This is a genomic window from Pseudomonas marginalis (assembly GCF_900105325.1).
GTDB classification, from domain to species: Bacteria; Pseudomonadota; Gammaproteobacteria; order Pseudomonadales; family Pseudomonadaceae; genus Aquipseudomonas; species Aquipseudomonas marginalis.
Map to the genome: position 1 here is coordinate 130,321 of NZ_FNSU01000001.1, position 25,599 is coordinate 155,919.

Annotated in this window: 27 protein-coding genes and 4 pseudogenes; 5 read left to right on the forward strand and 26 right to left on the reverse strand. The window is 55.0% G+C overall.

The window, feature by feature from the left end; all coding sequences use genetic code 11:
- Positions 1–315: 315 nt before the first annotated feature.
- Positions 316–654 (forward strand): hypothetical protein, encoded by a 339-nt coding sequence (locus BLW22_RS00665; RefSeq protein ID WP_074845115.1) that lies wholly within the window; start codon positions 316–318, stop codon positions 652–654.
- 71 nt (positions 655–725) lie between these two features.
- On the opposite strand, the gene BLW22_RS00670 is transcribed toward BLW22_RS00665, so the two are convergent.
- From BLW22_RS00670 to BLW22_RS00690, 5 genes are read right to left on the reverse strand one after another with little or no spacing between them, the layout of a single operon-like run.
- Positions 726–2,240 carry a conjugal transfer protein TraG N-terminal domain-containing protein gene (locus tag BLW22_RS00670; protein WP_074843685.1) on the reverse strand — a complete coding sequence of 505 codons (1,515 nt, stop codon included), beginning with the start codon at positions 2,238–2,240 and terminating at the stop codon, positions 726–728.
- Positions 2,237–2,617, reverse strand: coding sequence for a hypothetical protein (locus BLW22_RS00675; protein ID WP_074843687.1), 381 nt, complete (start codon positions 2,615–2,617; stop codon positions 2,237–2,239). The genes BLW22_RS00670 and BLW22_RS00675 overlap by 4 nt, the downstream gene beginning before the upstream one ends.
- Positions 2,618–2,627: 10 nt before the next feature.
- Positions 2,628–3,989: an integrating conjugative element protein gene (locus BLW22_RS00680; RefSeq protein ID WP_074843689.1), complete on the reverse strand. Its 1,362-nt coding sequence runs from the start codon at positions 3,987–3,989 to the stop codon at positions 2,628–2,630.
- Positions 3,990–4,011: 22 nt separating this feature from the next.
- Positions 4,012–4,953, reverse strand: coding sequence for a TIGR03756 family integrating conjugative element protein (locus tag BLW22_RS00685; RefSeq protein WP_074843692.1), 942 nt, complete (start codon positions 4,951–4,953; stop codon positions 4,012–4,014).
- The gene (locus tag BLW22_RS00690; protein WP_083381306.1) at positions 4,950–5,378 is read right to left on the reverse strand and encodes a TIGR03757 family integrating conjugative element protein; all 429 of its coding nucleotides are present in this window, start codon (positions 5,376–5,378) and stop codon (positions 4,950–4,952) included. Before BLW22_RS00690 ends, BLW22_RS00685 begins: the two co-directional genes overlap by 4 nt.
- Before the next feature lie 324 nt (positions 5,379–5,702).
- Between BLW22_RS00690 and BLW22_RS35640 the strand changes: the two genes are divergently transcribed.
- Positions 5,703–6,221 carry a DUF6622 family protein gene (locus tag BLW22_RS35640; protein ID WP_328586398.1) on the forward strand — a complete coding sequence of 173 codons (519 nt, stop codon included), beginning with the start codon at positions 5,703–5,705 and terminating at the stop codon, positions 6,219–6,221.
- A gap of 68 nt (positions 6,222–6,289) precedes the next feature.
- Here the strand turns inward: BLW22_RS35640 and BLW22_RS00700 are convergent.
- Together BLW22_RS00700 and BLW22_RS00705 are read right to left on the reverse strand one after the other, a co-directional pair.
- Positions 6,290–6,499, reverse strand: a pseudogene (locus tag BLW22_RS00700) (transposase domain-containing protein); the annotation flags it as partial.
- Between the two features lie 103 nt (positions 6,500–6,602).
- The gene (locus BLW22_RS00705; RefSeq protein ID WP_074843696.1) at positions 6,603–7,373 is read right to left on the reverse strand and encodes an ArsR/SmtB family transcription factor; all 771 of its coding nucleotides are present in this window, start codon (positions 7,371–7,373) and stop codon (positions 6,603–6,605) included.
- 74 nt (positions 7,374–7,447) lie between these two features.
- Between BLW22_RS00705 and BLW22_RS00710 the strand changes: the two are divergent.
- Together BLW22_RS00710 and BLW22_RS00715 are read left to right on the forward strand one after the other, a co-directional pair.
- A pseudogene (locus BLW22_RS00710) lies at positions 7,448–8,606 on the forward strand (cytochrome P450).
- A pseudogene (locus tag BLW22_RS00715) lies at positions 8,603–8,999 on the forward strand (antibiotic biosynthesis monooxygenase family protein). The pseudogenes BLW22_RS00710 and BLW22_RS00715 overlap by 4 nt, the downstream one beginning before the upstream one ends.
- A gap of 248 nt (positions 9,000–9,247) precedes the next feature.
- On the opposite strand, the gene BLW22_RS00725 reads toward BLW22_RS00715, so the two are convergent.
- The 12 genes and pseudogenes from BLW22_RS00725 to BLW22_RS00780 form a co-directional block, all read right to left on the reverse strand.
- On the reverse strand, positions 9,248–9,886 hold the full coding sequence (locus tag BLW22_RS00725; protein ID WP_074843698.1) for a DsbA family protein: 639 nt from the start codon (positions 9,884–9,886) through the stop codon (positions 9,248–9,250).
- Positions 9,883–10,179 carry a hypothetical protein gene (locus tag BLW22_RS35140; RefSeq protein ID WP_074843700.1) on the reverse strand — a complete coding sequence of 99 codons (297 nt, stop codon included), beginning with the start codon at positions 10,177–10,179 and terminating at the stop codon, positions 9,883–9,885. The genes BLW22_RS00725 and BLW22_RS35140 overlap by 4 nt, the downstream gene beginning before the upstream one ends.
- Positions 10,176–13,142, reverse strand: coding sequence for a conjugative transfer ATPase (locus BLW22_RS00735; RefSeq protein ID WP_074843702.1), 2,967 nt, complete (start codon positions 13,140–13,142; stop codon positions 10,176–10,178). The genes BLW22_RS35140 and BLW22_RS00735 overlap by 4 nt, the downstream gene beginning before the upstream one ends.
- Positions 13,142–13,579, reverse strand: coding sequence for a TIGR03751 family conjugal transfer lipoprotein (locus tag BLW22_RS00740; protein WP_074843704.1), 438 nt, complete (start codon positions 13,577–13,579; stop codon positions 13,142–13,144). The genes BLW22_RS00735 and BLW22_RS00740 overlap by 1 nt, the downstream gene beginning before the upstream one ends.
- Entirely contained in the window at positions 13,557–15,047 is a 1,491-nt protein-coding gene (locus BLW22_RS00745; RefSeq protein ID WP_074843706.1) for a TIGR03752 family integrating conjugative element protein, read from the reverse strand. Before BLW22_RS00745 ends, BLW22_RS00740 begins: the two co-directional genes overlap by 23 nt.
- A pseudogene (locus BLW22_RS00750) lies at positions 15,037–15,929 on the reverse strand (TIGR03749 family integrating conjugative element protein). The gene BLW22_RS00745 and the pseudogene BLW22_RS00750 overlap by 11 nt, the downstream one beginning before the upstream one ends.
- On the reverse strand, positions 15,929–16,582 hold the full coding sequence (locus tag BLW22_RS00755; protein ID WP_074843708.1) for a PFL_4703 family integrating conjugative element protein: 654 nt from the start codon (positions 16,580–16,582) through the stop codon (positions 15,929–15,931). Before BLW22_RS00755 ends, BLW22_RS00750 begins: the two are co-directional and overlap by 1 nt.
- Entirely contained in the window at positions 16,579–16,959 is a 381-nt protein-coding gene (locus BLW22_RS00760) for a TIGR03750 family conjugal transfer protein (protein WP_074843710.1), read from the reverse strand. Before BLW22_RS00760 ends, BLW22_RS00755 begins: the two co-directional genes overlap by 4 nt.
- Before the next feature lie 12 nt (positions 16,960–16,971).
- Positions 16,972–17,310 (reverse strand): TIGR03745 family integrating conjugative element membrane protein, encoded by a 339-nt coding sequence (locus BLW22_RS00765; protein WP_074843712.1) that lies wholly within the window; start codon positions 17,308–17,310, stop codon positions 16,972–16,974.
- An 18-nt stretch (positions 17,311–17,328) separates the two neighbouring features.
- Positions 17,329–17,568 (reverse strand): TIGR03758 family integrating conjugative element protein, encoded by a 240-nt coding sequence (locus tag BLW22_RS00770; RefSeq protein WP_074843714.1) that lies wholly within the window; start codon positions 17,566–17,568, stop codon positions 17,329–17,331.
- On the reverse strand, positions 17,565–17,861 hold the full coding sequence (locus BLW22_RS00775) for an integrative conjugative element protein, RAQPRD family (RefSeq protein ID WP_235865564.1): 297 nt from the start codon (positions 17,859–17,861) through the stop codon (positions 17,565–17,567). The genes BLW22_RS00770 and BLW22_RS00775 overlap by 4 nt, the downstream gene beginning before the upstream one ends.
- Positions 17,862–18,031: 170 nt before the next feature.
- Complete coding sequence (locus tag BLW22_RS00780) at positions 18,032–18,343, reverse strand: hypothetical protein (protein ID WP_074843718.1); 312 nt, start codon at positions 18,341–18,343, stop codon at positions 18,032–18,034.
- 164 nt (positions 18,344–18,507) lie between these two features.
- Here BLW22_RS00780 and BLW22_RS00785 point away from each other — a divergent pair, with 164 nt between their 5' ends.
- Positions 18,508–18,942: a hypothetical protein gene (locus BLW22_RS00785; RefSeq protein WP_074843720.1), complete on the forward strand. Its 435-nt coding sequence runs from the start codon at positions 18,508–18,510 to the stop codon at positions 18,940–18,942.
- Between the two features lie 74 nt (positions 18,943–19,016).
- Here BLW22_RS00785 and BLW22_RS00790 read toward each other — a convergent pair whose 3' ends face one another.
- The 7 genes from BLW22_RS00790 to BLW22_RS00820 are packed head-to-tail and all read right to left on the reverse strand — an operon-like array spanning position 19,017 to position 25,590.
- On the reverse strand, positions 19,017–20,483 hold the full coding sequence (locus tag BLW22_RS00790; RefSeq protein ID WP_074843722.1) for a UvrD-helicase domain-containing protein: 1,467 nt from the start codon (positions 20,481–20,483) through the stop codon (positions 19,017–19,019).
- 9 nt (positions 20,484–20,492) lie between these two features.
- A complete protein-coding gene (locus tag BLW22_RS00795) occupies positions 20,493–21,248 on the reverse strand; it encodes a TIGR03747 family integrating conjugative element membrane protein (RefSeq protein ID WP_074843724.1) in 756 nt (251 codons plus the stop codon).
- Positions 21,249–21,266: 18 nt separating this feature from the next.
- Complete coding sequence (traD, locus tag BLW22_RS00800; RefSeq protein WP_074843726.1) at positions 21,267–23,495, reverse strand: type IV conjugative transfer system coupling protein TraD; 2,229 nt, start codon at positions 23,493–23,495, stop codon at positions 21,267–21,269.
- A 12-nt stretch (positions 23,496–23,507) separates the two neighbouring features.
- The gene (locus tag BLW22_RS00805) at positions 23,508–23,750 is read right to left on the reverse strand and encodes a hypothetical protein (protein WP_033899017.1); all 243 of its coding nucleotides are present in this window, start codon (positions 23,748–23,750) and stop codon (positions 23,508–23,510) included.
- A 9-nt stretch (positions 23,751–23,759) separates the two neighbouring features.
- On the reverse strand, positions 23,760–24,263 hold the full coding sequence (locus BLW22_RS00810) for an integrating conjugative element protein (RefSeq protein WP_074843728.1): 504 nt from the start codon (positions 24,261–24,263) through the stop codon (positions 23,760–23,762).
- A complete protein-coding gene (locus BLW22_RS00815; protein ID WP_033899010.1) occupies positions 24,260–24,817 on the reverse strand; it encodes a lysozyme family protein in 558 nt (185 codons plus the stop codon). Before BLW22_RS00815 ends, BLW22_RS00810 begins: the two co-directional genes overlap by 4 nt.
- Positions 24,802–25,590 carry a TIGR03759 family integrating conjugative element protein gene (locus BLW22_RS00820; protein ID WP_074843730.1) on the reverse strand — a complete coding sequence of 263 codons (789 nt, stop codon included), beginning with the start codon at positions 25,588–25,590 and terminating at the stop codon, positions 24,802–24,804. The genes BLW22_RS00815 and BLW22_RS00820 overlap by 16 nt, the downstream gene beginning before the upstream one ends.
- Between the last annotated feature and the right edge of the window lie 9 nt (positions 25,591–25,599).

Genomic DNA, 25,599 nt, shown 5'->3' on the forward strand with positions numbered 1-25,599 from the left:
ATTTCTTTGGCTAATTGCCACCTTTTGCCGTTGCGTTGATATATGTTCTCCAGGAGTGCCGTATTCGTGCCGTGCAGCCTTTTGCTTTTCCCCGCTGACGGCGGCCCTTTCGGGTAGGGCTTTTACCCTTGTGAACCATTCCGTTAGCTTTAACAGAACCCTTTACCTTTTGGGCCATTTTTGGGTTGAAAAGCTGGGCGTATGGGCGGCTAGCCGAGGCAGTTGTGCATCAGAAAGGCTTGCGGCAGAGAAAAATCAGTACTATAAATAGTGTCAAAGCGCCTCTAGTTATTGAGGCATTCGAGGATGAGCATCATGACCACACAAACCACTCAGGGAGTCGCAAGCCGCTTGGGCTATGCCTTGGGTGTGATCGTGCGCGCCGTTTGGTACAGCCAGAACCGCACACTGCGTTGGGTGAAGCGTCTGGCTTTGATTGCAGTGGCGGTTTATTCCTGGGTTTGGTTGGCACATGCGTTCATGGCCGTCCTGACTGTTGGTCTTATCCTGCTCGCCTTGGCTGTAGGAGACTTTACCAGACTAAGTGGCCTTGGCAGTTCTGATGATCGAGATGCGCCATATGGGCGAAACGTATTTGGCCAAGAGTTGGACTTCTGGGGCAATGTCGAAGGCCAAATGGCGGATGATGATTGATTTTTAAAGCCCGCCCCAAAAGTCTATGGTGAACGCACAAGGGTTTTAAAAATTACTTGCTGGTTTTTCAGTCAGATAATTTTTTTGGTAACTGTCTGACCTCCTTTCTCTCCTGCTTTCGCTACTTCTTTTGTGCCAGTCGCAAGCCCCTCTAATGCCTTGCCTGCACTGATTCCCGCCCATCCCAGTGCACCTACCCAAAACACTGGCAGGATAATAAACATTGAACCCATGACGAAGTTTAAGATTGCATCCTGAGCTGTAGCGTTCAGTCCCATCACCGGGTCAAATGATAAGTGTGGAGAGCCTGAGCCATATAAGGCGTCCAAGATCGTGGTATCGATCCATCTTGCTAGCTGGAACCAGAAGTCCACAAAGATCAGTGCAAAAAACACGACCGTCAGTGTCATGGCCACCTGCAGTTGATATGCCCCAACAATCAGGACCAGCGGGATGCAAATCACCATGGCCATCTTCAAGAACGCCATGACCATTGGTAACGCCTGACGAACCATGTCCATGGCTGGAAAATACGCGAGTGAGCCCAGTGCTACCCCAAGGGTGCCGGTGACTCGGGCCGCACCATTCCAGACGGTTCCGTTGATTTGCCCACCGTAGTCCGTATACACGTCTCCTTTCACTTGATTAGACGGTGAGACCAGTTGCCGAACAAGCGAGTCGGTTACGTCTTCAGGTGACAACCACTTGGCCCAGCCGAGCATCCTGGTCATCAGGTCTGGCGACACTTGAGCCTTGATACGATCTCGCAGCCCCACTCCGCTATCGGACCACCATTGCTTGCAGGTTGGGTATCCGCCGCCGCCGCTCACTTGCGGTAAGGCCACATCGCGTGTTGAGTTGTACGGCCAAGAGGCTCTTGGTGTCTTAGAGTAGTCGGTGTCGTAGTAACCCGAGGTGTTAAGCAAGAAGTGCGAGCCGATCCAACTTAGATCTTCCAAGAACTTTGGATCATCGGCTTTCGAGCCCAGATCAGGTTGACGCATGAAGAGTCGTGCGCGGGAGGGGCCATAGCAGTCATGGGTAAAGTCACCGATTTCCTGAGCCAGTAATGGGTTATTGATTTTGGTGTTGTTCACATCCATACGAACTTGCCGCAAATCGGTTCCGCAAGGAATTGCGGCTACCGCGCCGCTGGTTAATCCTTTCGATAACGCATGCATAAAGGCCCACCACATGGGCATTTGTGCGCTCTTTCCTGCCAATGAACTGAATGTTGTGTTCCAGCCTGTATCGGATGGTTTAGGTAAGCTGTATTGACACTGCTGAGCTCTGCTTTGATCAAATGCCAGGGTATCAAAGCTCACATTGACGGCTGGTACAGCGAAGAATGCGACGACGATGTAACCCACATAAATCTGAGTCTCGATCCGGGCCAGTGAGAGCACACCCTTGTTGCCCTCATCAGCCCCTTCTCCACGCACCTTCAGCCATTCTCGAATAACGATGATGCAGAAGGGCAGTGCGAACAAGCCGGTGTCAGAAATCATGTCCCAGATGCCGTTGTTGATGATCCAGCCCACCAGCGTGAGGTAGTACTCCAGATAGTCGTTGGTGTAGAGCGTCATTGGATGCCTCCAATGGGGAGAAACACTTTGCTCAGTTCGATCATGACAAACAGCAGCACAATCATGAGCTCTAACCTCCTGAACTCCTTTCTGGCCTCAGTCCGATTAGATTTGGATAATCGCGCTTTGAGCTTGAGCCAGCTCGCGACAAGGAATGCGTAGACCACCAGGCGCCAGGTGGCGAGGGTCCAGTAATGGTCGGTACGCCAGGCTTGCCATTGCTCTGCACTTTCGAACACGCTCATCAAGATGGCACTGAGTAGAACCATGAGAGCGGTAGCTGAGAGCAATGTGCCCAGAACCAACATAATGCACCGCACGACTCGTCGAGTCTGTGAACGGCCGTGTATGGCGACAGGATCCTGAGAATCGGTCATGGCCTATTTCTCACTGATTGTTCTTCGCGGGTGACTGCAACTGGTTCAGGCGATCCGTTTCAGGGGCCCCCGGAGACACACCACGCGAGTCTTCTGCCCGCGCTTTACCGCGCTCGATGATGGTGAGAGGCGAGTTCTTAGCGAGCTGCTGACGCATATCCAGCTCCATCTTTAGGTTGCCTATTTCCTGCTGCAGTGAGGAGCTCTGCTGACCGACTGCCTGGACGGCGAGATCATTAGCCGCGACGTTCGGCTCGCGACTGCCCGCCATCAGCGTGCGCTGCAGGGTCAAGGCTTTCTCCAAGACATCAGAAAGCGCGACTTCGGAGGCAAGCCTGCGAGCAAGCACGTCCTGATCACGCTCGTCCTTGAGCGCCGCCACCACCCCTCGGGTAATGGGCAGGGAGTTACTGCTTGCCGCTTCCAGGTTGTCGACCGACAAGGTTTTGCTTCCGCTCAGCAGCTCCTGCAGAGCCTTCAGCTTGGTGTCGTACGTTTCCTGAATCAGCGGCGTGAGACCGACGCCTGCGGCTGTAACCGTTTTAGGGCAACTGTCACAGGTCTGCTGTTGCTGTTCCCCCAGCACACGAGTGGCGAAGGTCGTGGCCTCTTGTGGTGATGACCAAACGTTGCACACCATGCCATTGTTGCAGTTGTCCTTGCTGATCGAGGATGTGTCGCCGGCGGCACGCTTGTTCAGCAGGTTGTAGCCCGCCTTGGTGACGTCCCCCACGATCCGAATAGGCTTCTGACCGGAACCTCCAGCTCGATCCCCCCCAACCCAAGTGACGCCATCGTTGCCACCTTTCTTTTCGACTTGCTCCACAGCAGATACCGCGTCCGTATTGGATGTTAGCGCCTGGCTCATGGCCTGACCCTCAGCGAGCTTGCCCCAACCCATTTGGTTGCCGGCGATATCGGCCATTTTTTCTCCAATCGCGCGGCAAGTACCTTTGGAACGGTCAAAGTCCAATCGAGCCTGTAAGATGCCGTTGGTGATGAGGTTGTACAGAGCCGGGTTTGCACGTTGAAGAATTAAAGCCGGCAGGGAAGCTACGGCGCTTGTTGCGTTCTGTACCACCGAACTCATGATGTTCTGGAATCCAGAGGTGGCTCCATTCAACTGGTTCTGCAGGGTGTTGCTCATACTCATATTTCCGCAGACCAGATTGTTGTTCCAACCGCCTCCAACTGAGATGCTGTCCATGTTTCCGGCGCTACCCATTGTTACGGCGTTACCCCCGCCGATGTTGTAAAGCACGTCATCTCCAAGGACGCTTCCAGAAGAGGAGACGTTGATTGGATCAGCAGAAAGCGCTAACGCACTGCTGAAGCAGCAGATCAGTCCGATCGCCAAGGTGGTGAGTTTCATGTTGTGCTCCGATAACTGAAATTCATTGGAAGTCCGTACTGCCGAGGAAGGTCTGGCCACGACGCTGGCAGCACGAATACGGGCGCCAGAGCGCCCAGGCGTAACCACCATCCTGCGCATCGATGTTCGGGCCGATGGTGGGAAAGGTTGCGCAAGTCGGGTTGAGGACTGGGGTCAGCTCTTGCCACTTGCCAGTGGAGGCGTCACCTTCGCGTAGCGGTCCTGCAGGCCAGTAGCCGGGGTAGGGAAGGGCGAGCATCGGCAAGTAGACATGTACCTGGCCTGGGCGGGTGACCACGTCGCCGGCACGCTGCGCAATCACTGCGCCGGTCTTGTAATCATCAGTCTGGTTGAGAAAACCGCTGCGTGGATAAACATTCCCCCAGCTATTTGCGGTGAGCAGGCTACCGACCTCGCGCATCCCTGGAATGAGTGCCTCTGGATATACGGACTCGGGTACACCGTACCGCCAGGCAATGGGGTCAAGCGTACTTAGGAAGTAGGGCACAAGCGGCAATGTTGCACCCTTGCAAACGTAGCCCGAGGCGCTTGCGAACTGACTCAACGTCGCGCCCCCTGGATGGCCAATAACATCGGCTTCTTTGAACTTGATGATGTTGTTTTCTGCGACGTGGTTGGTGGTGCCGTCGTTGCCTGCCTGAGCCATCGCGTTCGGTGTGCCAAGGGGTGACATCTCTATCCACGGATTAGCCCCCGTATTTGAGTATGCAGACACCACCGCGTCTGGCACGTAGTGACGAACCTTGGTCGAGGTTCTGACTTTGCAGCCGAAAGGCGTACAGAGCAGCCAATAGCAAATGCCGACCACCTTGTACTCCAGGCACGTGGGCGAGAGGGTTGATGCAATGATCGCTGCCGAGTTGATTGCGGCTGATGCGCTGAAGGACAAACTGAAAGTGATAGCCAGCGACAATGGTCTGATGCGGAAGAGTGAGTGCCTCATCGCGACAGGCTCCTTGCTCGATCAATCAGAGTTACAGCCTTAGCCACGTCGGGCTCGCCATAGACGACGTAGCGACGGTCAACGACCACGGCCGGGAGCTTTTCGATCCCTAGACTCCACGCGTCAGTGACCCCTTGTTGCGCCTGGGCCAGGTCGCGCTGCAGACGTTGGCCTTTAGGGCTGGCCAAATAGCGTTGGATCGTTGCTTCAGCCTGGCGAGGATCAGCAGGGAGAACCTGGGACAGTTGCTCTTCAAGACGTTGCTGACCATCCAGGAGAATGATGCGAGTGCCGGAGGGCGCCGAAACCGGATGTGCCTGATTGGTAATTACCCAGGTTTCTGCTTGGGCAGCAGCGGGCAAGAGCAGTAGCAGTGGGATCAGCCAGTGCCGCGGTTTGCTTATGTGGGTAAGGATCTGGAGCATGGCACCGTACCTGATATGAGTTCAGGTACAGAAAACCGGATGGAGGTCTTGAGCGCAGTAAGAAATAGAAACTTGGTGGGAGTGGGTATTTGGGAATGCAGAATGTTGAAGATTAATGTTCGGGGAGCGCAGGCCTTAGGTAGGTCGCGCACCGTCAGGAAGGTAAGCGGGTGGTGAATACGCCTTGACGAGGCCCTAAACGCGTCTGTTTGGTTGTCGGTTAACATCGCGCTACGAAATCCATTAATACTTGCAGCGCGCTAGCTCCCAGACAAGCTTTCACGTGACAGCGCCCCAGAGCTAATGTAAGCATAAAGTCACGAAATAGTCGCAAGGACTCCAAAGGCGATGCTTGAAATTCTACAAGGTACCCCACTTTGGGTTTTCGGCGTTTTTCTACTGATCTGTTATTACGGATTCAAAGCTCTACGGCCTACCCGAGAGAGCCCGAGCTTTCTGCTTATTACACCCTGTATCTTTGTATTTTGGTCTCTTTTTTCACTTAACTACAGCGGTCACCTCACGATGACGTTAAGCGCGTGGTTAACAGGCATAGCTGTAGGGAGCGCCACTGCATTATTGTTGTTCCCTACGCGTTGCCTAACTCTTGACGATGCCGGAAGGCGAATTGTCGTGCCTGGGACTTGGAAAATTCTCGCGATATATCTGCTTTTCTTTGCTGTGAGATATTTTATTGGCTATCAAGCAGCCGTGCATCCCGAGCGCTCGAATGATGTCCAAATCGTCTTAATCACCTGCACTGTATCGGGATTTACCGTGGGTCTTTTTTGCGGTCGTGCTACAAGCTTTTACCGTAAATGGTTAAAGCTTCGTGTTACCTAATAGTAACCAGCATTCACCGGCCATCACGTCTTATAGATCTAAGCGAGTTGCCACTTATGCGGCAGCAGTCACTCGATCTCGCTGGCCCGCTGCGTTGGCAGTCGCATCAGCACATCTTTGAGATAAGCATACGGATCATGCCCGTTGATGCGCGCCGACTGGATCAGACTCATGATCGCCGCCGCCCGCTTGCCGTTGCGCAGCGACCCGGCAAATAACCAGTTCGACCTCCCAAGTGCCCACGGCCGGATTAGGTTCTCGATTTGGTTGTTGGTAAGCGTCTGCCGAAGGTAAGCGTCCCGCTAATACACGTTGATTTTAGATATGGCACGCGAAGCAATGCCCGCGTCTTGATAGATGCTTAGTTGAAGGGATTAGTAATTATCGTGCCGGCAAAGCCGGCTCGGCGGGACGTGTCGCATTCCGCACTACTGATCTCTCCATCTCTTTGTTTTCCAGCATGATCCCGAATCGGCCAGACAGCTCCTTTCGTCCCTTGGATGTCAATGCGAGTGCCCGACTATCAAGGTCTTGGATAACCCACTTGCGGCTTATGACCGTCTGTAGAAAAGCCGCTCCGAGTGCTCCGGCAAGATGAGGGCGCCGCATGCTCCAGTCCAGGCAGGAGCACGCGAAACGACGCCGTTGTGCCCTTACTTTTTCTATCTCGATACCGAGATCGGTCATGGCTTTTTCGCCGCTCATCGTGAGCTGATACATAGGCTCCCCAGAAACCGGCACGGTTAACCAGCCTGACTCCATGAAATGGTCATGCAGTTGTACAGCCAGTGTTCCTGCCATGTGGTCATAACAGGTACGCGCGAACTGCAATCGGGTTGGAGTCGTGGACACATATCGTGTATCTGCGTTTTGGCTGATCACCATGAGGGCCTCAATAGCCTGGGCCACTTGCGCGTCAGCCAGACTGTAGTAGCGATGCCTGCCCTGCGTGTGCAACCTTACCAATCCGTCCTCGTCTAGTCTTGCCAAATGCGCGCTCGCCGTGGATGCACTCACGTCGGCGATGACGGCCATTTCGGTACTGGTACGGGCGTGGCCGTCCATCAGCGAACAAAGCATTTTCGTCCTCGCAGGTTCGGCAATAGCGCCGGCTACCCGAGAAATCGCGGTGTCATTGCTTCCAGCATCCATATTTCGTTCCTGAGCGAATCGTCACCATGGAGGATGTTCGATAGTAGCCGTTCTTTGTGAACAGGACTTCCGGAATGACGCCTTTTGAAGCAGCTACCCATACTGATCCCTACGTTTATTACTCAGGTCTCAGGCGACAAAACGGCCTGCTATTCGATGCAGATCTTCGTTTATGGATTGCAAGTAGTGCCATAGCTGTCGAAGCCATTCTGGGGCATCCCGACTGTCGGGTGCGTCCGCTAAACGAGCCGATACCTCCTGCCATTGCGCAAGGCGTGGCAGGAATGATTTTCGGTCGTTTGATGCGCATGAACGAGGGCCCGCAGCACCTGTGCCCCAGGATGGCTATCGAACCTGCCTTGGCCTCTGTCGAGACAGATAGCATCGCGGACATCGTGTCTCGCGTGGTCGAGACTCGATAACCCGGTCGAAAACCTAGATGAGTTGATGTTCACGTTACCGGTTTCCGTCATTGCCGCCTTGATAGGCCTTCCATCCAGCCGGCTACAGGACGTAGCGAGGCTGACACGGAATTTTGTCGCCTGCCTGTCGCCGTTAAGCGACGAAACTCAACTCGATGAAGCTCATTCCGGGGCTACTCGGCTTAGTCAATTATTCTGCGCGCTGCTGAGTAACGACGATGAAAGTAGCCGCTTCTTGAGCCATATCTGGAGCGGATGCGAAGCCACCGGCTGGACAGATCATGATGCATTGATCGCTAACCTGATCGGCCTTTTGTCACAGACCTGCGAAGCCACCGCAGGCCTGATCGGCAATACCCTTGTAGCGTTGCATCGTAACCCTGATCTGATTAAAAACATGCAACCTACGCCGATGCTCGTTGCAGACTTGGTGGAAGAGGTAGCGCGCTACGACTCGCCCGTGCAAAACACCCGGCGATTCGTTGCGAAGCGATGCACTATCGGGAGCAGCGTCTTGGAGGCGGGTGATACCGTTCTAGTGTTGCTCGCTTCAGCCAATAGGGATCCCTACGCGAACCCAGACCCCGATAGCCTCTTGGTCAAACGAACGCAACGACGAATCTTTAGCTTCGGCTCAGGAAGACATGAATGTCCAGGCCAGCGACTTGCATTGACTATCGCCTCTGAGGCGATTTTGGCATGGCTGCAACGACAACCAGCATCATCTGCTCATCCTTATCGTTGGAGTTATTTGCCCTCCCTTAATGGTCGCATCCCTCAGTTTTATCGTGATCAGGAAACTCAGCAATGATCGCAGTTATCTTTGAAGCATGGCCTCATGAGGGGGCAATACCAGCGGTATCTTGAACTTGCCGCTGAACTGAAACCATTGCTAGCAGAGCTGGATGGTTTCATCTCAGTTGAGCGCTTCCAAAGTCTAAGTGAACCAGGAAAAGTTCTCTCACTGTCATTTTGGCGTGACGAGGAAGCTATTAAGCGGTGGCGCGGCCTTGAGCTACATCGTGCGGCCCAATTAGCTGGCCGGAGGCAGGTTTTCGATGACTATCACCTGCGTATAGCCCAAGTAGTTCGAGATTATAGTCTTGAGGATCGTGATCAAGCGCCGAGCGATAGCAAACAAGCTCAAGGCGTCATCTCGATTGCGCAGTGTTCCAGACCCTTCATCAAGCTCGAGATGCTGTAGGGCTGCCAGACTACGACTCAATCCGCTCTCCCTTCTTGGAGGGCCCAGAACTATACCCAGGCACTTTCTTCCGCAAGCAGACACATGTGCAACTCTGCATACGCCGTATGTCCTGCATCAAGGGCTATTTCCTTCCCAGAAACGCTGATGGCTCGCTTTTCCAGCTTTAGGCTTATATTCAGCGCCCATTTGTGAATCGGGCAATGAAGCAAAGGCTGCTTTATTCAAAGGTTGACTTTTCAGGAGAGCTATTGCTCCTTTTTTTGAGCTAACCAATCAATGGCCGAGAGCAAGGTCACACTATCAGCGGGACCTTCAAGTTTTATTGTTCTACCCGTCATGTTGTCTTTGATTATCAAAGTGGGGGTTGCGGTGATCCCAGTTCTGCTTGCTTCATTTGCTTGTTTGATAATGTCTGTGGCGATCTGTTTGTTATTTACCGCACAGGCCACCAGGTCTTGGTGATCAATTCCGTCGACATCCAGATGACCAGTGAAACCCTGACCGTTGCTGCGGGTGCGTTCAAAGGTCTGGTCGATGGCTTGCCAGAATGCCTGAGTGCCGCCCAACTTCCCTGCGCATTCAGCTAGCTGAGCTTCGTGTACTGCAACCGGGCCGTGAAGATCCAGAGGCAGGTGGTGCCACTTCAGGTTTATATCTTTATGCTGCTGAATCCAACTCTTCAGTGCCGGCGTATACGTCTTGCAGTAGGGGCACTCCAGATCCGCAAACTCTGTCACAGTCCAACGAGCATCGGGCGAGCCATACACCCAGGGACCTGTGTAATTTGGTGTTTTCATCTCATCTCGAATGATGGCAATGCAGGCCAACGTAAGGCCTAACAACAGGCACCCCAGAATTACTCCTCTCAAGCGAGGGCGAGTCATGCCCCAGCCTCAACTAACTTCGATGAAAGAAGTGCCTGTTTACGCAGGGCTTCAAGAAGCTCGGTTTCGGCACCCTCGGGTTGTGGATGCTGCCTGAGCCAGTTGGCCAACACCGTTTGAAGCTGGGACTCGACGTCGCGACGATCCACCGCCCGTACTACGACCTGCTGCAGTTGCTCTATCAATACTGGGGCGCACACTTCCAGGGTGTGAAGGGCATCCTCTCCGGGCTGTTCAAGTAGGTGAATCAGACTTTCAATCAGGTTCTGGGTCAGGGAATTTAATGCTCTCATGCTTGGCGCTCCAAGGCCGTAACTTGCTCTGGGAAAGTGATGATGTGTGGTTCGATACCGCGATGACGATCCAGGGTCGCAGCCACTTCAATGGCGGCATCGAGCTCGTTGCAGCCTCTGGCTTGCATGATATCGAAGCGTTGTTTTTTCTCCTCTGGCTCTGTCATGGCCAGGGCGAGGTACAAACTGGGGGGCACCGCCCGGAACAACATCTCCATGCTTTTGGACAGCACCACGCCTTCGGTGAATTTGCCGCTTTCTTTGCGCGCTGACAGCATCATCGACTTCTGCGCCGGGGTCAGTTCACGAAAACGTGCGATTTTCTCCACCTCGTCCGGGGGCATGTTCAAGCACATCCACCATTCGATCATGTTCAACAGAGCCGAGGCTTCCGGTGGAACGTCGTCGACGTTTTGGGTAGCCATCCAGAACCAGGCCCCTAGTTTTCGCCACATTTTCGTGATCTTGACGGAGTAGGGGGATAGCAGTGGCACCTTCAACTGGATATGGCCTTCATCGGTGAAGAAGACCAGGGGGCGACCTTTGAATTGGTCTCGTTCTGCGATGTTATTCACTGTGTTGAGCAGGGAAATATAGGAGATGGCCATCTGGGCGCTGTAGCCTTCTCGCGCATAAGTGGCCAGGTCAACAATGGTGATGTCTGCTTCTGGCCAGGGAGTACCAGGGCGGTTAAACATATCGCCCTCGGTGCCCATGCAGAACATGGATAAGGCTTCCGCCATCTCCAAGAAGCGTGCGCTTCGAGCGGCCGGGATACCCGGTTCTAGTCCCGTTTCTCGCAGGGCTTCACGAATGTCTTCGGGAAGAACGATTCGTTGTTCGACAACACACTTTTTCGCGGCGTTGAGAATGCATTGGCGGATAGCACTTCGATCGGCCCGTGTTAGACGTGCATCTTCTTTGTCTTCGCCGCCCGTGATCATGAGCCTGGCCGTGATTTCCATCTCGCCCAAAATATCCCGTTGTTCATCCTCGGTCTGGCTGGCCAGATGTAGATCGGAAGCTTCAAGATCATCAGCCTGAAGAACCTTCACGTTTTGGTCCGGCTCGATGAGTTTCACGGCATCAGCGAACGGCGCCAGGCTGACTCCAGATCCAGGGGCCAGACGAACTCGGTTAACTGTCAGTCCCAGCTTCTTGGCGAATTCACCGAGCAAGCCAAAGCTATTACCGGCCTCTACGATGAACAGGCGCGGTCGATAGATGGCAATGACTTGGGTGAGGATGTTCGTCGCGGTGGCGGACTTTCCTGACCCTGTGGGCCCGAAGATGAATAGGTGCGCATTCATCTGGCGGTCCAGCTTGTTCAGCGGATCGAAGGTGATGGGCGCTCCCCCCCGGTTAAACAGGGTGATCCCCGGATGCCCGGTTCCGGTCGACCTTCCCCAGACGGGGGCCAGATTCGCAATATGTTGAGCGAACATCAGTTGCGCATACCACTCCAGTGCCTTGCGTGCGTTGGGGTCGAAGTTGCCAGGCAGCCATCTGAGGTATGAATTGAGCGGTGCAACTTCATCCCGGGGTTCCACGGGTTCCATTCCAGCACCCAGTAATGCACTGCTGAGTTGCAAACTGCGTTCCTGTAATTGCGCGTCGTCTTTCCCGCGCAAGTAAAACGCTACGCTACCTCGGTACAGCTTGTGCTTACGGCCGAGCAAATGGCGGGCTGTGGCGACATCCTCGCGGGTCAAGGTCGACGCTTGGGTGTCGCCAACGGCCTTGCGAGAGAGCTGTTCCAGGTGCCCTTCGAGGATGTCCTGCGGTGTGATGACGAGGGTGATACAGAGAATGGTGTCCTCTGGCATTTTGTCGAACAGCGCGTTTAGCGCATCACCGCCCTTGCGGGTTTCGCCGGTGAGGTGGCCCGTCTTTGGGGCTTCGCGCAGACGATCGAGCATCACCACGCGGTGGGGGATACCGTCGAAGTACCACAGGCCTTTCTCGATGTCCGACAGAGGTTCGCGGTAACACAGGTTTTGCGAAAAGTCCGTACCGCTGGCCAGCGGTAAATCACCTTCCTCCGAGGAAGGGGCCTGTTTGCAAACCAGTTCATAGAAGCGCCGAATGTCAGCATCGGCAGGGCCAAGATGATCTGGGCGTGGGTTGAACCAATGAATTAACCAGTGCCGGATGGCGTGGCCATCCATACGATGGGTTTTTATGCCGGCGTTGGCCAATCCCCCGACCAAGCGGTCGCAGATGATTTTCAGGTAAGGGCCAGGGGCTTGACCGCGAACGTCCGCTTGCGCGCCCTGGGTGCGTCGGTACACCACCAGACGGACGCGCCGTTGCTGGCCCCTCCAAGGCAATTGGCTGACCTTAGTGTCTTCAAACAGCCCGCCAGGCTTGGAAATAGCTTCCAGGTGCTGCTTCATCAACTGCAAATAAAGCTCGGTGAAGGCGCTTCCTTGTGCGCGAGGCTGGATGTAGTCGTGCAATTGCTGCAGGTAGTCATCCCAGCTGGTTTCGTCCTGGGCGTACAACTGAATGACCCACGGGGAGGTTTCCAGCTCGTCAAACGAATCCTGCAGCGCGTTTTCCAGAGCATCCCGGGCTTTGCGCAACCATTCGGGATCTCGACCTTCAGTGCCAATTGGAATCAGCTCGAAAAAAGCAGCGCGAGAGACGCCGTCTTCCAGCAGCATCGCTTTTTCCCCCGGCAGGTAGTCTACCCAGGGCAGCAGGTCCACGAACGACGGGTTGACGTCATATAAACGATCGACGTCAGCAGTGGTGGCTGGCTTTTTCTTGGGGTTACGCCAATCACTCGGTGATGGGATGCCCATGGCTGCGAGGCGCTCGTAATAGCGCTCAGTCGCAGTCTCGTAAGTCTCGGCCGCTGATGATTGCGCGTCGATAGAATCGGTCCCACTGGATGAGAGGTCAGGCTCGACACGGTCGGATGCACTGCGTGCTTTGAAGAAACGTTCAAAGAGCCCCATCAATAGGCCTCCGTGCGTTCGCCAGGCATGGCGTATTGCACGCGCTGATACAGGGGGAACACCGTGGTGTAGCCTGGGATCGGTGCTGGATCAGAGCCCGCCAGGTGAGGAAACACATACATCACCAGATCCGGATTGGGCAGGCGTTTGAACTGGCTGTAGATCTCGTTTTGAGCAGTGCGCGTAAACCTTGCATTTTCGTCCACTTCCGAATGATTTGTTAGCAAGGGTCTACGCAGGTCTTGGCGGGCATCGAGCAATTGGCGGCTACTCGCGCTGCTTGAACCACTGGATCCCTGATTCCACACGTCCATCATAGTGTTGTCGCCGTGGGGGAGCAGTTCGTCTTTGCTGGTGGAGCAGCCAGCCCCGAGCAGTGTGATCACCAGGTAGGTGCCAATTTTCAAGGCATGGTTAGTCAAGCGCAGTCGAGGCATGACGGGCTCCTGAGCGATAGTCGACCTTGCGGCCATTGAGTTCGTAGTCGATGGTCAGCTGTTGGTCCAGGTGTACGGCGATCTTGGCGCCTGGCTGCACGTACACCGCAGCGAAGGCTTGCCCGTAGAGTTTGTTTACCCAACTGGAGACATCATTGACGCCCTGACCAATGATTTTGCCCATTGCCTCACTGCCTGAACCGCCAACAGAACCGATGGTTCCGGACTGCGGATTTATAAACGAGCTGCTGTTGCCATCCGATTTGATCAGGGAGGCCGCACCGGCGCCGGCCGCAGTTATGAGTACCTGGGAACCGATATATTGTGAGGCGTTACTTTTACGATCACCGCTGATGCAGGGAATGCCATAGGCATCGCTGATCCAGCCCAGGCCACCCTGAATAGTTGTCTGGTTGCCACTGTTCTGGTTATTGCTGTTTTGACTGCCATTTGTTTCTTCTGGCGGCTGTGGAAGCGTGCGAACAGTGCCGTCATTGAAGACAAAGGTCAGGCTTTTGATCTGCCCGCGCACGCAGGACAAAGTCCAATCTCCGGAGGCCGTACCACTGGCCACCGCGCCGGCGACGTCGGGCAGGTCGATACCGTTAGCCGTGAGATTGTCTGGGCCGATTAATACCTTGAACGGGTAGGGGTCGTTGACGGTGCCGTCGATGGGCACTCGGCCAATCAGCGCGGACATCGCGACAGAACCCATCAGTGTGGAGTTCTGTGGCAGGGTATAGACCTTGCGAACCTGTTTGCGGGCCTCCTGCGGCGAGATCTCATTCGCAACATTCTGGGCGCCCGTACGCAGAGCATTTTGCCCACGGTCTACTGACTCGCCGAAGGAAGTTGGGAAGTTGAATCCCGAGGCGGTTTGATTGGAACCGGCCGCAATGGGCTTCCCATTGATATCGACAGGGGTCGCGTCCTGCGGCTCGATCCATACAACATCCGGTCCAGGCGCTCCTTTGAAGTCTTGCCCATCACCTGGCTGTACGCCGAATCCGATCGGCAAATCCGATCCAGAGGGATTGCTGCTAGCTGATTTGCTGCTCAGGGTGTTGTACTGCTGCTGCAGCGTATCCAGGATGGTCTGGCTTTGTTGTTGTGACTCCTGTTTCATTGTTTGCTGGACGTTCTGAAGCTTGCTGTCGACGTTGTCATTGATCGACTGCAAACGTCTTTGCAGCTCAAGGTTTTGTTGCTTCAACTCATCATTGTTCTTGAGCGCATTGGAAACCTGGTCTTTGAGCTGTCTGCTTTCCACAACAATGGTGCGCAGGGTGTCGCCGGGCGTATCGCCGTCAACGCCAAGTTTTTTAGCTTCACCCGTACTGAGCACGAGCGTTTCTGGAGCCTGAGCCTGTTTCTCAGAACTACCCTTACTGAATAGTTTGACCACCACGAACAAAGCCAGGATGGCGAAAGGGATGACCAGGAATTTAACCAGGGGATTACTCTTCACGGCGACCTCCCTTTGGGTCGACTTGGCTGACGGCCGCGGGCAGCACCGATTCGGCCAAACCATGGCCACGTGTCACCAGATATACCGTTGTGGTGTCACTTGCATCACCCTTGGTGCCGAGGTAAGGGTGCTGAAACGTCGCCGTGATGAAGTCCCCCATCAGATCCCGAGGATCCAGTGCAAGGTGCTGAGTGCTCGTGTTGCGCAGCTTCACGGCCGTCACCCAGTAGTCGTCTAACCGCCATGCTCCTAAAGCAGAGGCATCGACCGGCAACGTTGGCAGCAAAGTGGTGAGGTTCAGGCCCCGCTTAAGATTGACCTGGGCGATACCGTCCACAGGCTCAACGGTGCGCAGAGGGGCATAGAGCATCTGTGCGGCATAGCGTGTAATGACCACAGGGAGAGGCGTCTCACGGCGCGGCGTCGGCGGATCCTCGTCTTGAACGGTGGGCTGCGATGTTGGGGCCGGAGCTCGACTGGTCGTCGGCTTAGAGCTGGCCTGCCCGTAACGAGGCGAGGGACCTTCACCGGCAACAATTTTTGCAGGCTCGGGGCGGCCTGATTTGGTTTGCCTTCTGTTGCAATGATGTCCACCAGCATGATTTCGCCACTGCTCATATTTTGGAGCTGCAGGCGAGTCGGAGGTATGGGTTCTTTGGCCAGCAGGTACAGTGCGCCACCAGTGCTCTGTACGCGCAGCTTATCGACCAAATTCCGGGGCAGACCCACTCGAACATTTTGGTCGACAAAAACAATGCGTTCCTGGCCGACGATCAAGGGCAGTGCCAGTGGAATTCGGTCCCAGCGTAAAATCTCAACGGCTTTGGCCATCCCGCAGAAGTTCAGCATGAGCAGTCCGATAATCAGCAGCCGGCGCATCATCATTTACCTCCTGACCGGACAGGTTCAGCTGAGACTTCGATGCGCTGAGGGTTACCGCTGTAGCAGTCCCAAGCCAAGCCAAAGGGGTTCTTTTCGGGGTCAACATCGGAACGAATGATGTGCAGGGGATAACGAGCCAGTGCCCGCTTCACGCGTTCCCCGCCGTAGTGCTCGTCAGCTGTGATATCCAGGTTGACGGTCCAGTCGTTGATGCTGTGCTGCTCAATATGTTGTTCTGACTTATCGTCAATGCCCCTGCCTGGAATCTCAAAGACACCTCGCTCGCGTTTGCGTAACTCACCGCTGTTGCGACGTAGCTCGAAATCTTTCTGCAAATAGGCTTTGCAACTGGGCGTCAGGTAGCCCCCCAGACGGGTGATGTTGTCCTCGTAGTCGGTTTCACCGTCAACGGGCCAGCGATTCATCTGCTGAAAAATGTACAGCCCGAAGGCATATACCGACTCGGGGGGAATATCCCACCACTGTCGTGTGCTACCTGAGCGCAGGTCTGGCGGTACATGAATTGTCAGATCACGCGGTGCGCTCTGCCAGCCATACGCCATGTACAGGCCCAGGGCAATCAGCAGGCCAATGACCAGGCGCAGGCTGTTGATATGTGCGAGCTGTGCATCTACTTTTTTACGGTACGTCATTGAGCCTCCGTTCTACGGCAGGTCCACGCACCCGTACGTGTGATCAGGTGGGCCTTGTTCCAGGTCGGAAGATATCGTGCGACGTTCAGTTGCATTTGCCGGTATAGCCAGGTATCAGGTCGACCACGTTTCCAACGCCTTAAAAAGCGGCTCGCAAGAGTCAGTCCGAGGACCGCGAAGAGCATGGCAGCGGCAATAATAAGCGCCCAGATATGGGTCAGGATCGCTGCCAGAACACCAACAACCAGCCCGGCGCCGGCACTGAGCGCTAAGGTGGCCCACATCTCATCGGCGGTGAGACCGCCCATGATGACTGGCTGATTGTTCAGCCGCACCGGTAGAAACATAAGCGTTCCGTCGTCAGAGAGTTCTGTCATGGCCAAGGCTCTTTAAAGAATGTTTGTTGCCTTAGTGACCAGGAAGATGGCGACGCCCAAGATGGCCACACCGACAGCGGCGGTAGCGCCTAAGTCCATCCATTTCTTTTTGCCGAGTTGGATCTCGTGGTAGACGCCGAAGGCGTGCCATGCAACTCCACTGAAAACAACGGCGCAGATGACGAGGCCAAGCAGAGAAAAACCGTCAAAGGCATAGTTCTGCATGGTTTGCATCAGATTGGAGCCTTCGCCGCGTGTGGGGGGCTGAGACTGGGGTAGCGCAGCCATGGTCAGTTGAGGGAGCGCAAGAATGCTGATCAGCAAGCTGCGTTTTTTTGAGAGCAAAGGCATGGTGAATCTCCGATAGAGTTAACTGAGAACAAACGTGGTGAGGATCATGCAAAGGAGCAGGATGCGAACAACCGACGTCGAAGCAATCGTCCGGTCAAGATTGCCGGTGGCCCACCCTCGGTAGCAGCTCCAGACGGCCCAGGCCCCCCACAGGAAAACGATGGCCACGGCCACGCCGACGAAAAATAGGTAGCTCGACGAGGCAGGGAATCCTCCCGCAGCCTGAAAGGCGGACGCCTGAGCACCACTCATGCTCATGGCTTGTGTCCTTCAGCCGTGTATTGGCCGGAAAGCTCCACAGGATCACGTGGCTGAGCTCGGCTAGGGGTCAGGTAACCCTCAAGACCGTGGCGAATTTGAGCGATATCGCCGGCCAGGCGCTGGTAATCGAAGAAGTAACGCTTGCCTGGCTCGTCGGCCACCTGAGCGCTACGACGTGCGGTGTCCTCCAAGGCATTTAACTGGCGGATCATCACTTCCAGGTTGGCCTGTTCGGAGGCCGAGGCAGCCGCTGCATAGGGGATAGGCAAACCCCATCCAAAAAGCGCAATGAGGCCTGTTAAGGCAAGTCGGCAAGTGAGTGCAGTGAGGCGTGGATACTGGATCACGGCTGGGCTCTGGTAATTCCTGATGCCGTCAGCTTGCCGTTTTCATCCCAGCCCACGCCGCAAGAAAAACATATTCAGGTCCTGATTGATTTCTTCAGATTGCCATCTGCCGGCTATACGCTTTGGATCTGTCGCTTGAAGAACAGTAAGTAACCGGTGGGCAATGCGAAGCCGTAGGCCCAGCTTTGGGCGTTGTGATTGCCAACCTTGATTTCGCCTCTGACCACGGGTTGGACGCTGACCAGGTCCCAGCCTTCGTGGCCTAACTGAGCGAGACGTTGCTTGCGGTCTGGATTTTGCAGGAAACCCTGAGTGTCGGGCTCAGCGGTGGGCTCTTCGGACTTGAACATCAAGAGTTTTTTGGTTTGAACGATGTACTCAAGCGGGGAAAACTCGGTGTGATACTCAAATGTCTGACGAATCATGGTGACCTCCTCAATGACGAAGGTGTCAGCTTTTCAACAACGAGAGCGTGACTTCAATTGGAAATAGTCGGCAGCTAGCTGATGGTTTTTAGTTTCCTGCCAGCTGACGATCTATTTTCATTGTTGTAGCATCGGATTGGCGTTGACCTCATTTCGAGGCTTTTATGACTGTATTTCAAAGAGACTTTCGACGTTTTCAGTTTCCCGGATTTGGAGAGACAGGCACGTGCTTCTTAAGGGGGCGGGTGAACCCGGATGGAACGTATATCTTTCTATGCTCTCAACTCAAAAACTACACAAGCACGCCCGTTACGAGCGTTGTTGAGGAAATTTTCGCTAAGGCAGTGAGAGAGTTTAAAATGGCCGGTCTTATAAATCGTGAACTGAGCTTCTCGCAAATCGTGGCTTGCAGCCGGTGGGTGGAGCATTACCCTAAAGGAACGGGCAGATCCTCCGATGACACTTACGCCCTGGTGAGTTTTGCTAGTGGGGCGAATCCTGCTTGGGACTACGTCTCACTCGAACAGGCCATCAAGGAATGTGGTGTTGAAGAGAGTTTTTTCTTCATTTCGCCTGAAGATCTCCGGTTTGATCAGTAATCGCACTTGCGAAGCTCGCATCAGCGGTCCGATCTACAAAAGTTTTGTAATGCTGTGTGCTGGGCGTATTTGTTCTAGTGTGATTGCCCTGTTAGAGATGACCTCGCATCAACATAGCGCTGCATTATGGACAACACCATCGAGTTCAGCGCCAAAATCTTCATGGCTCGTGTCACAGCTACGTAGAGCAAGTTCAATTCGTCATCTCGACGTCCCTGATCAATATCGGGCGACAGCGGATCAGCGCTAAAGTCGTCATACAGACTGACAAAGTCCCATTCCAGCCCTTTTGCTTTATGCCCCGTCGTCAGCGTGATTGTGGCATCCAATTCATTGGCCACAGAACGAACTCGCAGTGTATGTATCCGCTGAGGCAGATCTGGATAGGCTGCGATGATTTTGATCGAGCGCAGCATCTCGGTGTCTTGGCTGACCTCGGCAATTTCTACGTACTGTGCAAAGTCTCGATAATCCCGCAAAAGCTTGCGGTTCTGGACTTCTTGATTGCGGTTGTGGCTGAACATGTACAGGTCTTCCAGGTCGCGCAGCGAGTAGCTGTCGATACCACCAACCCAGAAGATCTTGGGGTTGATCGCGACCAAGAGCAAAGCGTTCTCGATAACGCCAGTAACGGTGCGATGGATAAACGTGCGATGCGGTAGATCTTCAGGCAACGTCCTTTTAACCAGGGTGTTGGAGCCTAACCCCTGCAGCTTTCGTGTCTCCCCCTTGTAGAAGAGGATGATGTTGGCCACGTGAGCGACCGCAGGGCCGAAACGAAAACTCTGGGTCAAGTAATGACGTTCGGCACCGGCCATCCAATCGCTATTGAGCGCATCCTCGGCACCGCGGAAGCGATAGATCTGCTGATGGGGATCGCCGACTGTCACCTTGCGGATCCGTTGTGTTTTTACCAAGTCGGCAATAACCGGGTTCACGTCTTGTCCCTCATCCAGAAGGATGGCGTGAAACCTTTTGCTCAGGTCGGGCTTACTCAGTTGATACAGCTTCAGGTAGCCGTCGTGTGTAATCGAAATGCCGGTGTCTTGCAGATCGATCATCCGTTTCCAGATGAACCTTGCCACGCTCAGAGCATTGTTCAGAAACCGCTCCTGTGCGCTGGTGAGCATTCGTTGTTCCTGGAACCTGGGGAAATGCCCACGGCATAGCTCGTCGTCGGCGCTGGCCATGAAGTTGTTCAGCGTACTGAGGACGTCCCGCACGAGCTCCCAGTCCTGAGTATTGATGGCCCTGGCAATATCAGTGAGCCGCATATTGTTGGTCTGTTTAGCGGCGTACTGACTGCCGTAGACCGCGTAGGCAAGCCCATGCGCTGTCTTGCAAACCACATTGCGAGGGAAGCGGCCCTTGGCCGCGAGCTCGACGGATTTGTTGTAGCAGAGGTACAGCATTTTCACCGAGGTGTGATGGGTGGCGTAACCAACCAGTGTTGTGGTTTTGCCTGTGCCGGCGAAGGCCTGGACCAGCAGCTTGTCAGCTGTTGAATGGATAATGGGCTGCTGTTCTTGAGTCCATTGCATGGACGGCTCCTAAAGGTATTTTTTGAAGCTGGATACAGTGATGTAGACGGACACGCCCAATAACACTGCGCATGGCAATAGAATCAAAAGAGGGCTGACGCTGATGGGAATGGCCAGGTAGACCGTCCAGGGCACTATGGTCAGGGGAATGATCGTCCCTCGGGCTTTGTGATACAGGTAGCTGGACTCACGGCCGGAGCCGAATTTGCGTAGATCCCGCCGCACCAGGCCGTCGATGAGTCCGGTGAACGCGGCCAGTGCAAACAGTGGGAGTGTCAGTGTCAGGATGACCATCCGTACACAGAAGGTCAGAACGGTGTACAGCGCAGCCAAGCCGTAGTCCTGAAATTTGATCATGAGGCGGCCGAGTTCGTAGCGGAGATTGAAGGTGCCTGCTTGTTGTTGCGATATGGATCGGGCGTACTGGGTCAGTGCATTGACGTTGTCCTGCAGGCCGGTTTTTACCATCAGCCAGTCATGCACGGTTTCTGCCAGCCAGGTGGCTGTGCGTCCCGGTTCTTTGATCACAACGCTCTGTAGCAGGTCCTGGGATAGCCAGCTCAATTCATGCTGGAACATCTGCTGGGCATGTTTCCAGCCAGCATCAGGCCAGAACACGTACATGCATAGCCATTCAACGATGACGGCGCCCAGCAGGGAGCCGAACATCACCCCCAGGAAGTGAAAGGGAGCCGAGAACAGCATGCCCAGGAAAGTTTTTTGACCTTCCTGCTGTTGCTGGGCTTTTTCCGCGATATCGGCCATGGCCTTGCTCCTTCAGGCTTATACGACTTTCTCGTCGGTGGCCAACTTGCGGAAATCATTGACCAGATCATCTGGAAGCGATTCGCCTAATGCTTCATAACCCGGCGCTTGCCACCAATCGCTGCTCGTTCCGGATCCTTTGCGCATACCTTCAACCAATGCCTGAAGATCCTTGGGCATGACTTCATCGGGATCGTTTGCCGGCAACGGCATACGAATCTTCCACAGGTTTCCGCCCTCGATCAGGGCAAAGCATTGCCCCTTGGGCAGCGCAACGACGTGCGCCGGTTCGATCATCGGCACGCTGACGCTTTGGATCTGGTCGTGGGTGTTGGATGTGAAAGCGGTCTTGCCATTGATCGCATCATTGGCACTGCTGGCCGGTGTACTGGTGAACACCTGGACCTTGGGCAACTGGTTGGTCAACAGCTCGGCGGTGGCGGTTTCACGAACACGCAACATGAACAGGTTGTTGAAGTTACCGATGACTTGGCCAGCTTTTGCGCGGTTACCGATTCTGGCCTCGATGTCGCTCATGGTCTGGGTGTAGGCCGTAACCTGCATGCCGGCGCCACCGCCTTTGTTGATCATCGGAATGAACTCATCGCCCATCAGTTCATTGAATTCGTCGGCGTGCACGTTAATCGCCACCTTGCCGCCGCTTGCCCCGGGCAAACCGTCATCGATGCCGAATTTGTAGATGTGGCCCGCGACTGACACCAGATCGCTGAACATGGAGTTGCCCACCGCCGCAGCCACCTCTGTATCGGACAAGGCATCCAGACCGACATATACCACCGCCCGTTTGCGGATGACCTGCATCCAGTCAAAGATTGGTCGTGGGTCCTCAAGGTCCATGTAGTCTGGAGACAGCAGCTCTGCAATGCGCCCCGTGGTCAGTTTTTCCAGCAGTGGTAGCAGGCTGGCCACAATCTTGTCGAAATAGGTTTTGTCATAACGTACCGCTGATCGCAGGCCCTCCATCACAGGATCGGAGATGCGTTGCTGAGTGAGGTACATGTCCAGGGCCACCACGCGCAGCGGTCGGTCCTTCATAGCAAAACTGAGGTTTTTACGATCGATCTTGCCTTCCAATTCAACGATGGTTTGCCAGGCCTTGGGATCATGCTCAGCAAAGTACTTCTGTGCGTACTCGATGAAGAGCGCATCGATGTTGGTCACATGCTTGAGGATCTGCTCATAGTCTGGCCTGCGTCCGAGGGCGACCAAGGCGCGTGCGATAATGTTGACGAAACGCCAGGCGAACTCACGGAATGCGGCCGAGTTGCCTTCTCCTGATAGTTGACCGGCAATCCGGGTCGCCACCTCTGAGATCCGACCAAATCGTCCAACGGCGTTGTAACGAGCGGAGTGGTCGGGCCAGCCCAAATGGAACACGTAAAACTCATCCAGTCGGCCGGCACGCTTGCACTCTATGTACATGCGTTTCAGGAGGTCGGCATCGCCTTTGGGGTCGAAGACAATCACCACCTCGCGATCAAGATTCATCTCATCAGTTTTATCGACGCTGCGCTGGCTCCGATGAACAGGCTGAACACGGCGACCCATCTGAACGCGCCGGCGGGGCCGTCTGCGGGTGCGCCTGATGTCTTGGGTGATAAACAGTTCGGCCAGGCGGGTTTTGCCCACTCGTGTAGTACCCAACACCAGGGAGTGCCCAACCCGTTCACCCAATGGCAAGCTGACGTCAGCCTCGTTCGGTTCTATGCCGTGTAAGCGCGGTAGGCCACCTACGGGTGGCAGCGGACGTGCTGGATTAAGCGCGACATCCCAAGAGGTGGCCTTGGCCAGAAGCTTGAGTGGGAAGGGGGCGAATTCCAATCGTTCCTCAAGCCGCCTTGCCCAGTTGTAGGTCGAGGTCGGCTCGACGTACTCGGCATATTTGGGGAGGTAAGTGTCCATCAAGCGCTGGGTATGTTTTTGAGTCCAGCGAAAGCCTTTGCCTATAAAAAGCCGCTCGTTGCTGACCGGAATTTCTTTGCTGGTCATGGTGTAGTGGGGGAGGCGCCGGATATTGCGTCGGTAGCGCAATACCATCAGGGCCTGCTTCAGGCGAACAAACCCAAGACCTAAAAAGCCAGTAGCGGCAACCACTCCAAATAAAGGCGTCAGTGCAAATGCCCAGGGCGCGAAAATACAAAGCAGCGCTGCAGCAGCACAAACCCAGACCGTGTAAAGCTCGACGGCAGGACGAAGCAATGACTCGATAGTAAAGGGGCTGGCCATGGTTGCGTGCCTTTAAAGCTTATTGAGTTTTAAGGGGAACTGCTCGTCCAGCTCCTGTTTCACCAGTGCTAGCTCATGTTCCGGTATTCGGTCGGCTAGCTTCTCGCGCATAGCGATGGCGTCACCCTGTTCTGTGGACGTCACGCGGCCGCCATAAAGCCAAACCACGTAGGTCACTTGCTCCAAAATCAGCTGGCAAGTTCGCGGATCTTCCGGTTGTCTGATCACCACGGTGAGTGACTGAGGCGGTGGCATCCCTGTCTCCTACTGCTGAAGGGCTGTTGCAGTAATGAGCAGTGGGTAGTGTTTGATTCCAAGGCGCTGCGCCAGGTCATTTGACGGCGCTGGGACCATCTGCAGGTCGCCTGCCCATCGTTGTACCTCTGCAAATCGCTCGGCACTGGCCACGTTCACTACCAGGCCTACCGCTTGCAACTGCTGCAGTTGCTCACGGCGTTGAGTCAGCCAGGCTCTGGACATTTCATCGTCACCCACCAGGAAAAGAGGTTGTAGGCCTGGCGCGTTTATAACCCGGCCCTGCTCTTGGCCGGGGACAAGCTGGTCTGAGTGCACGGGAAAAGACCCATGGCCACGTACCCCCATCGTTTCGATTGGTGCGGATTGCGCGGTAGGTTCAGGCGCTAAGTCTTGGTAGTAGGGCAGGGCTGAAACGCCGCCCCGGTCTTCAACTACAATCAACGAGCTTGCGTTCACCATAATTGGGGTGGCCAAGCACAGCAAAAGCACGAAACTCAACAGTCCATTCATGGGTTGTTCGCCATTAGGTTGATGCCGGTGACCCGGCTAAGATGTTTGGCAAATGCGCGGCGGTAGCGGGCAGCGGGTTCGCCGCCGGCCGGGCGGTGGTATCGGCCAGCGGCCGTGATCCAATCTCCGCCTTTGGCTTTTTGCTCGGCCAGGATCTGAGCCGTAACCGAAAGGTTTTTGTAAGGATCCAGTCCTTCGCAGGGGTAGCTGTAACGATGGCCATTGGCACCGATATTGGTTTGCCCTAGACCGACGTCGACCCGATTGGGGCCAGCGGTCTGAATCGCAAGCATCAGTGCCCTGCATGCATCGCTACGGGTCGCAAAGCGGTAGCCGGCACCGGCGACATTTAATGTCCATGGCCAGGGCACGATCTGGCCACGCAGTCGCGTACCGCTCTCCTGCAGTGCGACCGAATAGAGCACCTCGGATGGAACGCCGGCAGGCAACGCAATCAATTGATAGGCCGGTGGTGGGACCTCGGCACTGTTAGCCATTGCCGCGCCAATTAGAAGAAAGCCAGCCAGCGCTGCGCGTACTACTGACGCTGCCATTGCCCATTCACCTCGCGCACCACAGCTGGTAGCTCGCCGCCGAGTCCAAGGCCGAGCCAGCGGCCGGCGTCGTGATTCAGTGTGATTTGGCGGTTGCGCACGCTGGTTGGCTCGATGCCAGCCAGGATGGCCCAACGGCGAATGGTCTCGTCGTCACCTTGGCTACCCACGAAGTACAGATCAAAGGGTTGTTTCTGAGTCTGAAGGTCTTTCACTCGAGCGATACAGGCGGTGCAACTGTCTTGAACAAAAACAGCTAATCGCCCTGTGCCTTTCAGAGCAGTGGCGGGGCGAGAGCCCGCCGCAGATGTTGGGTCAGATGATATTTGAATGACTTTTTCATTGGGATAGAGGCGAGCAAAGGCTTGGTCATAAGCTCTTTGGTAGGCAAGCTCTTTATCGATACGCTGTCGCTCGGCCTGCACCTGCAGTTCTGCGTAGCGTCTACGCTCTTCAGCCGATTTGGCTTCGATGCCAAGTGCGGTCAACGGATCCAGTCCTGGTGAATAGATGCCGCGTGGTCCCTCCATAACCGTTCGATAACGGGTCCACTCTTGGGGGGTTAACCCCCACTCGCGGGCGATTTCTGTCTGGCTGGCACCTTGGGAAGGATTCTGGATGCCGAGCTCGTTGATTTGAGTGTTTGTAGTTGACGTAGCGTGTTCCGGAGCAGCATGGCAGCCATAGGCAAAGGCAAGGATAGCCAAGCCTGTAGTGAGCCGCGAGGTGCCCGTGGATCTCTGCTTTTTTGAGATGGCCGTTGGGAAATACATAAAAGAGGT

Excerpts from the sequence above, each read along its gene's own strand:
- BLW22_RS00665 (WP_074845115.1), top strand. The coding sequence starts at position 316 with ATGACCACACAAACCACTCAGGGAGTCGCAAGCCGCTTGGGCTATGCC.
- BLW22_RS00670 (WP_074843685.1), bottom strand. The coding sequence starts at position 2,240 with ATGACGCTCTACACCAACGACTATCTGGAGTACTACCTCACGCTGGTG.
- BLW22_RS00675 (WP_074843687.1), bottom strand. The coding sequence starts at position 2,617 with ATGACCGATTCTCAGGATCCTGTCGCCATACACGGCCGTTCACAGACT.
- BLW22_RS00680 (WP_074843689.1), bottom strand. The coding sequence starts at position 3,989 with ATGAAACTCACCACCTTGGCGATCGGACTGATCTGCTGCTTCAGCAGT.
- BLW22_RS00685 (WP_074843692.1), bottom strand. The coding sequence starts at position 4,953 with ATGAGGCACTCACTCTTCCGCATCAGACCATTGTCGCTGGCTATCACT.
- BLW22_RS00690 (WP_083381306.1), bottom strand. The coding sequence starts at position 5,378 with ATGCTCCAGATCCTTACCCACATAAGCAAACCGCGGCACTGGCTGATC.
- BLW22_RS00705 (WP_074843696.1), bottom strand. The coding sequence starts at position 7,373 with ATGGATGCTGGAAGCAATGACACCGCGATTTCTCGGGTAGCCGGCGCT.
- BLW22_RS00725 (WP_074843698.1), bottom strand. The coding sequence starts at position 9,886 with ATGACTCGCCCTCGCTTGAGAGGAGTAATTCTGGGGTGCCTGTTGTTA.
- BLW22_RS35140 (WP_074843700.1), bottom strand. The coding sequence starts at position 10,179 with ATGAGAGCATTAAATTCCCTGACCCAGAACCTGATTGAAAGTCTGATT.
- BLW22_RS00735 (WP_074843702.1), bottom strand. The coding sequence starts at position 13,142 with ATGGGGCTCTTTGAACGTTTCTTCAAAGCACGCAGTGCATCCGACCGT.
- BLW22_RS00740 (WP_074843704.1), bottom strand. The coding sequence starts at position 13,579 with ATGCCTCGACTGCGCTTGACTAACCATGCCTTGAAAATTGGCACCTAC.
- BLW22_RS00755 (WP_074843708.1), bottom strand. The coding sequence starts at position 16,582 with ATGACGTACCGTAAAAAAGTAGATGCACAGCTCGCACATATCAACAGC.
- BLW22_RS00760 (WP_074843710.1), bottom strand. The coding sequence starts at position 16,959 with ATGACAGAACTCTCTGACGACGGAACGCTTATGTTTCTACCGGTGCGG.
- BLW22_RS00765 (WP_074843712.1), bottom strand. The coding sequence starts at position 17,310 with ATGCCTTTGCTCTCAAAAAAACGCAGCTTGCTGATCAGCATTCTTGCG.
- BLW22_RS00770 (WP_074843714.1), bottom strand. The coding sequence starts at position 17,568 with ATGAGCATGAGTGGTGCTCAGGCGTCCGCCTTTCAGGCTGCGGGAGGA.
- BLW22_RS00780 (WP_074843718.1), bottom strand. The coding sequence starts at position 18,343 with ATGATTCGTCAGACATTTGAGTATCACACCGAGTTTTCCCCGCTTGAG.
- BLW22_RS00785 (WP_074843720.1), top strand. The coding sequence starts at position 18,508 with ATGACTGTATTTCAAAGAGACTTTCGACGTTTTCAGTTTCCCGGATTT.
- BLW22_RS00790 (WP_074843722.1), bottom strand. The coding sequence starts at position 20,483 with ATGCAATGGACTCAAGAACAGCAGCCCATTATCCATTCAACAGCTGAC.
- BLW22_RS00795 (WP_074843724.1), bottom strand. The coding sequence starts at position 21,248 with ATGGCCGATATCGCGGAAAAAGCCCAGCAACAGCAGGAAGGTCAAAAA.
- traD (WP_074843726.1), bottom strand. The coding sequence starts at position 23,495 with ATGGCCAGCCCCTTTACTATCGAGTCATTGCTTCGTCCTGCCGTCGAG.
- BLW22_RS00805 (WP_033899017.1), bottom strand. The coding sequence starts at position 23,750 with ATGCCACCGCCTCAGTCACTCACCGTGGTGATCAGACAACCGGAAGAT.
- BLW22_RS00810 (WP_074843728.1), bottom strand. The coding sequence starts at position 24,263 with ATGAATGGACTGTTGAGTTTCGTGCTTTTGCTGTGCTTGGCCACCCCA.
- BLW22_RS00815 (WP_033899010.1), bottom strand. The coding sequence starts at position 24,817 with ATGGCAGCGTCAGTAGTACGCGCAGCGCTGGCTGGCTTTCTTCTAATT.
- BLW22_RS00820 (WP_074843730.1), bottom strand. The coding sequence starts at position 25,590 with ATGTATTTCCCAACGGCCATCTCAAAAAAGCAGAGATCCACGGGCACC.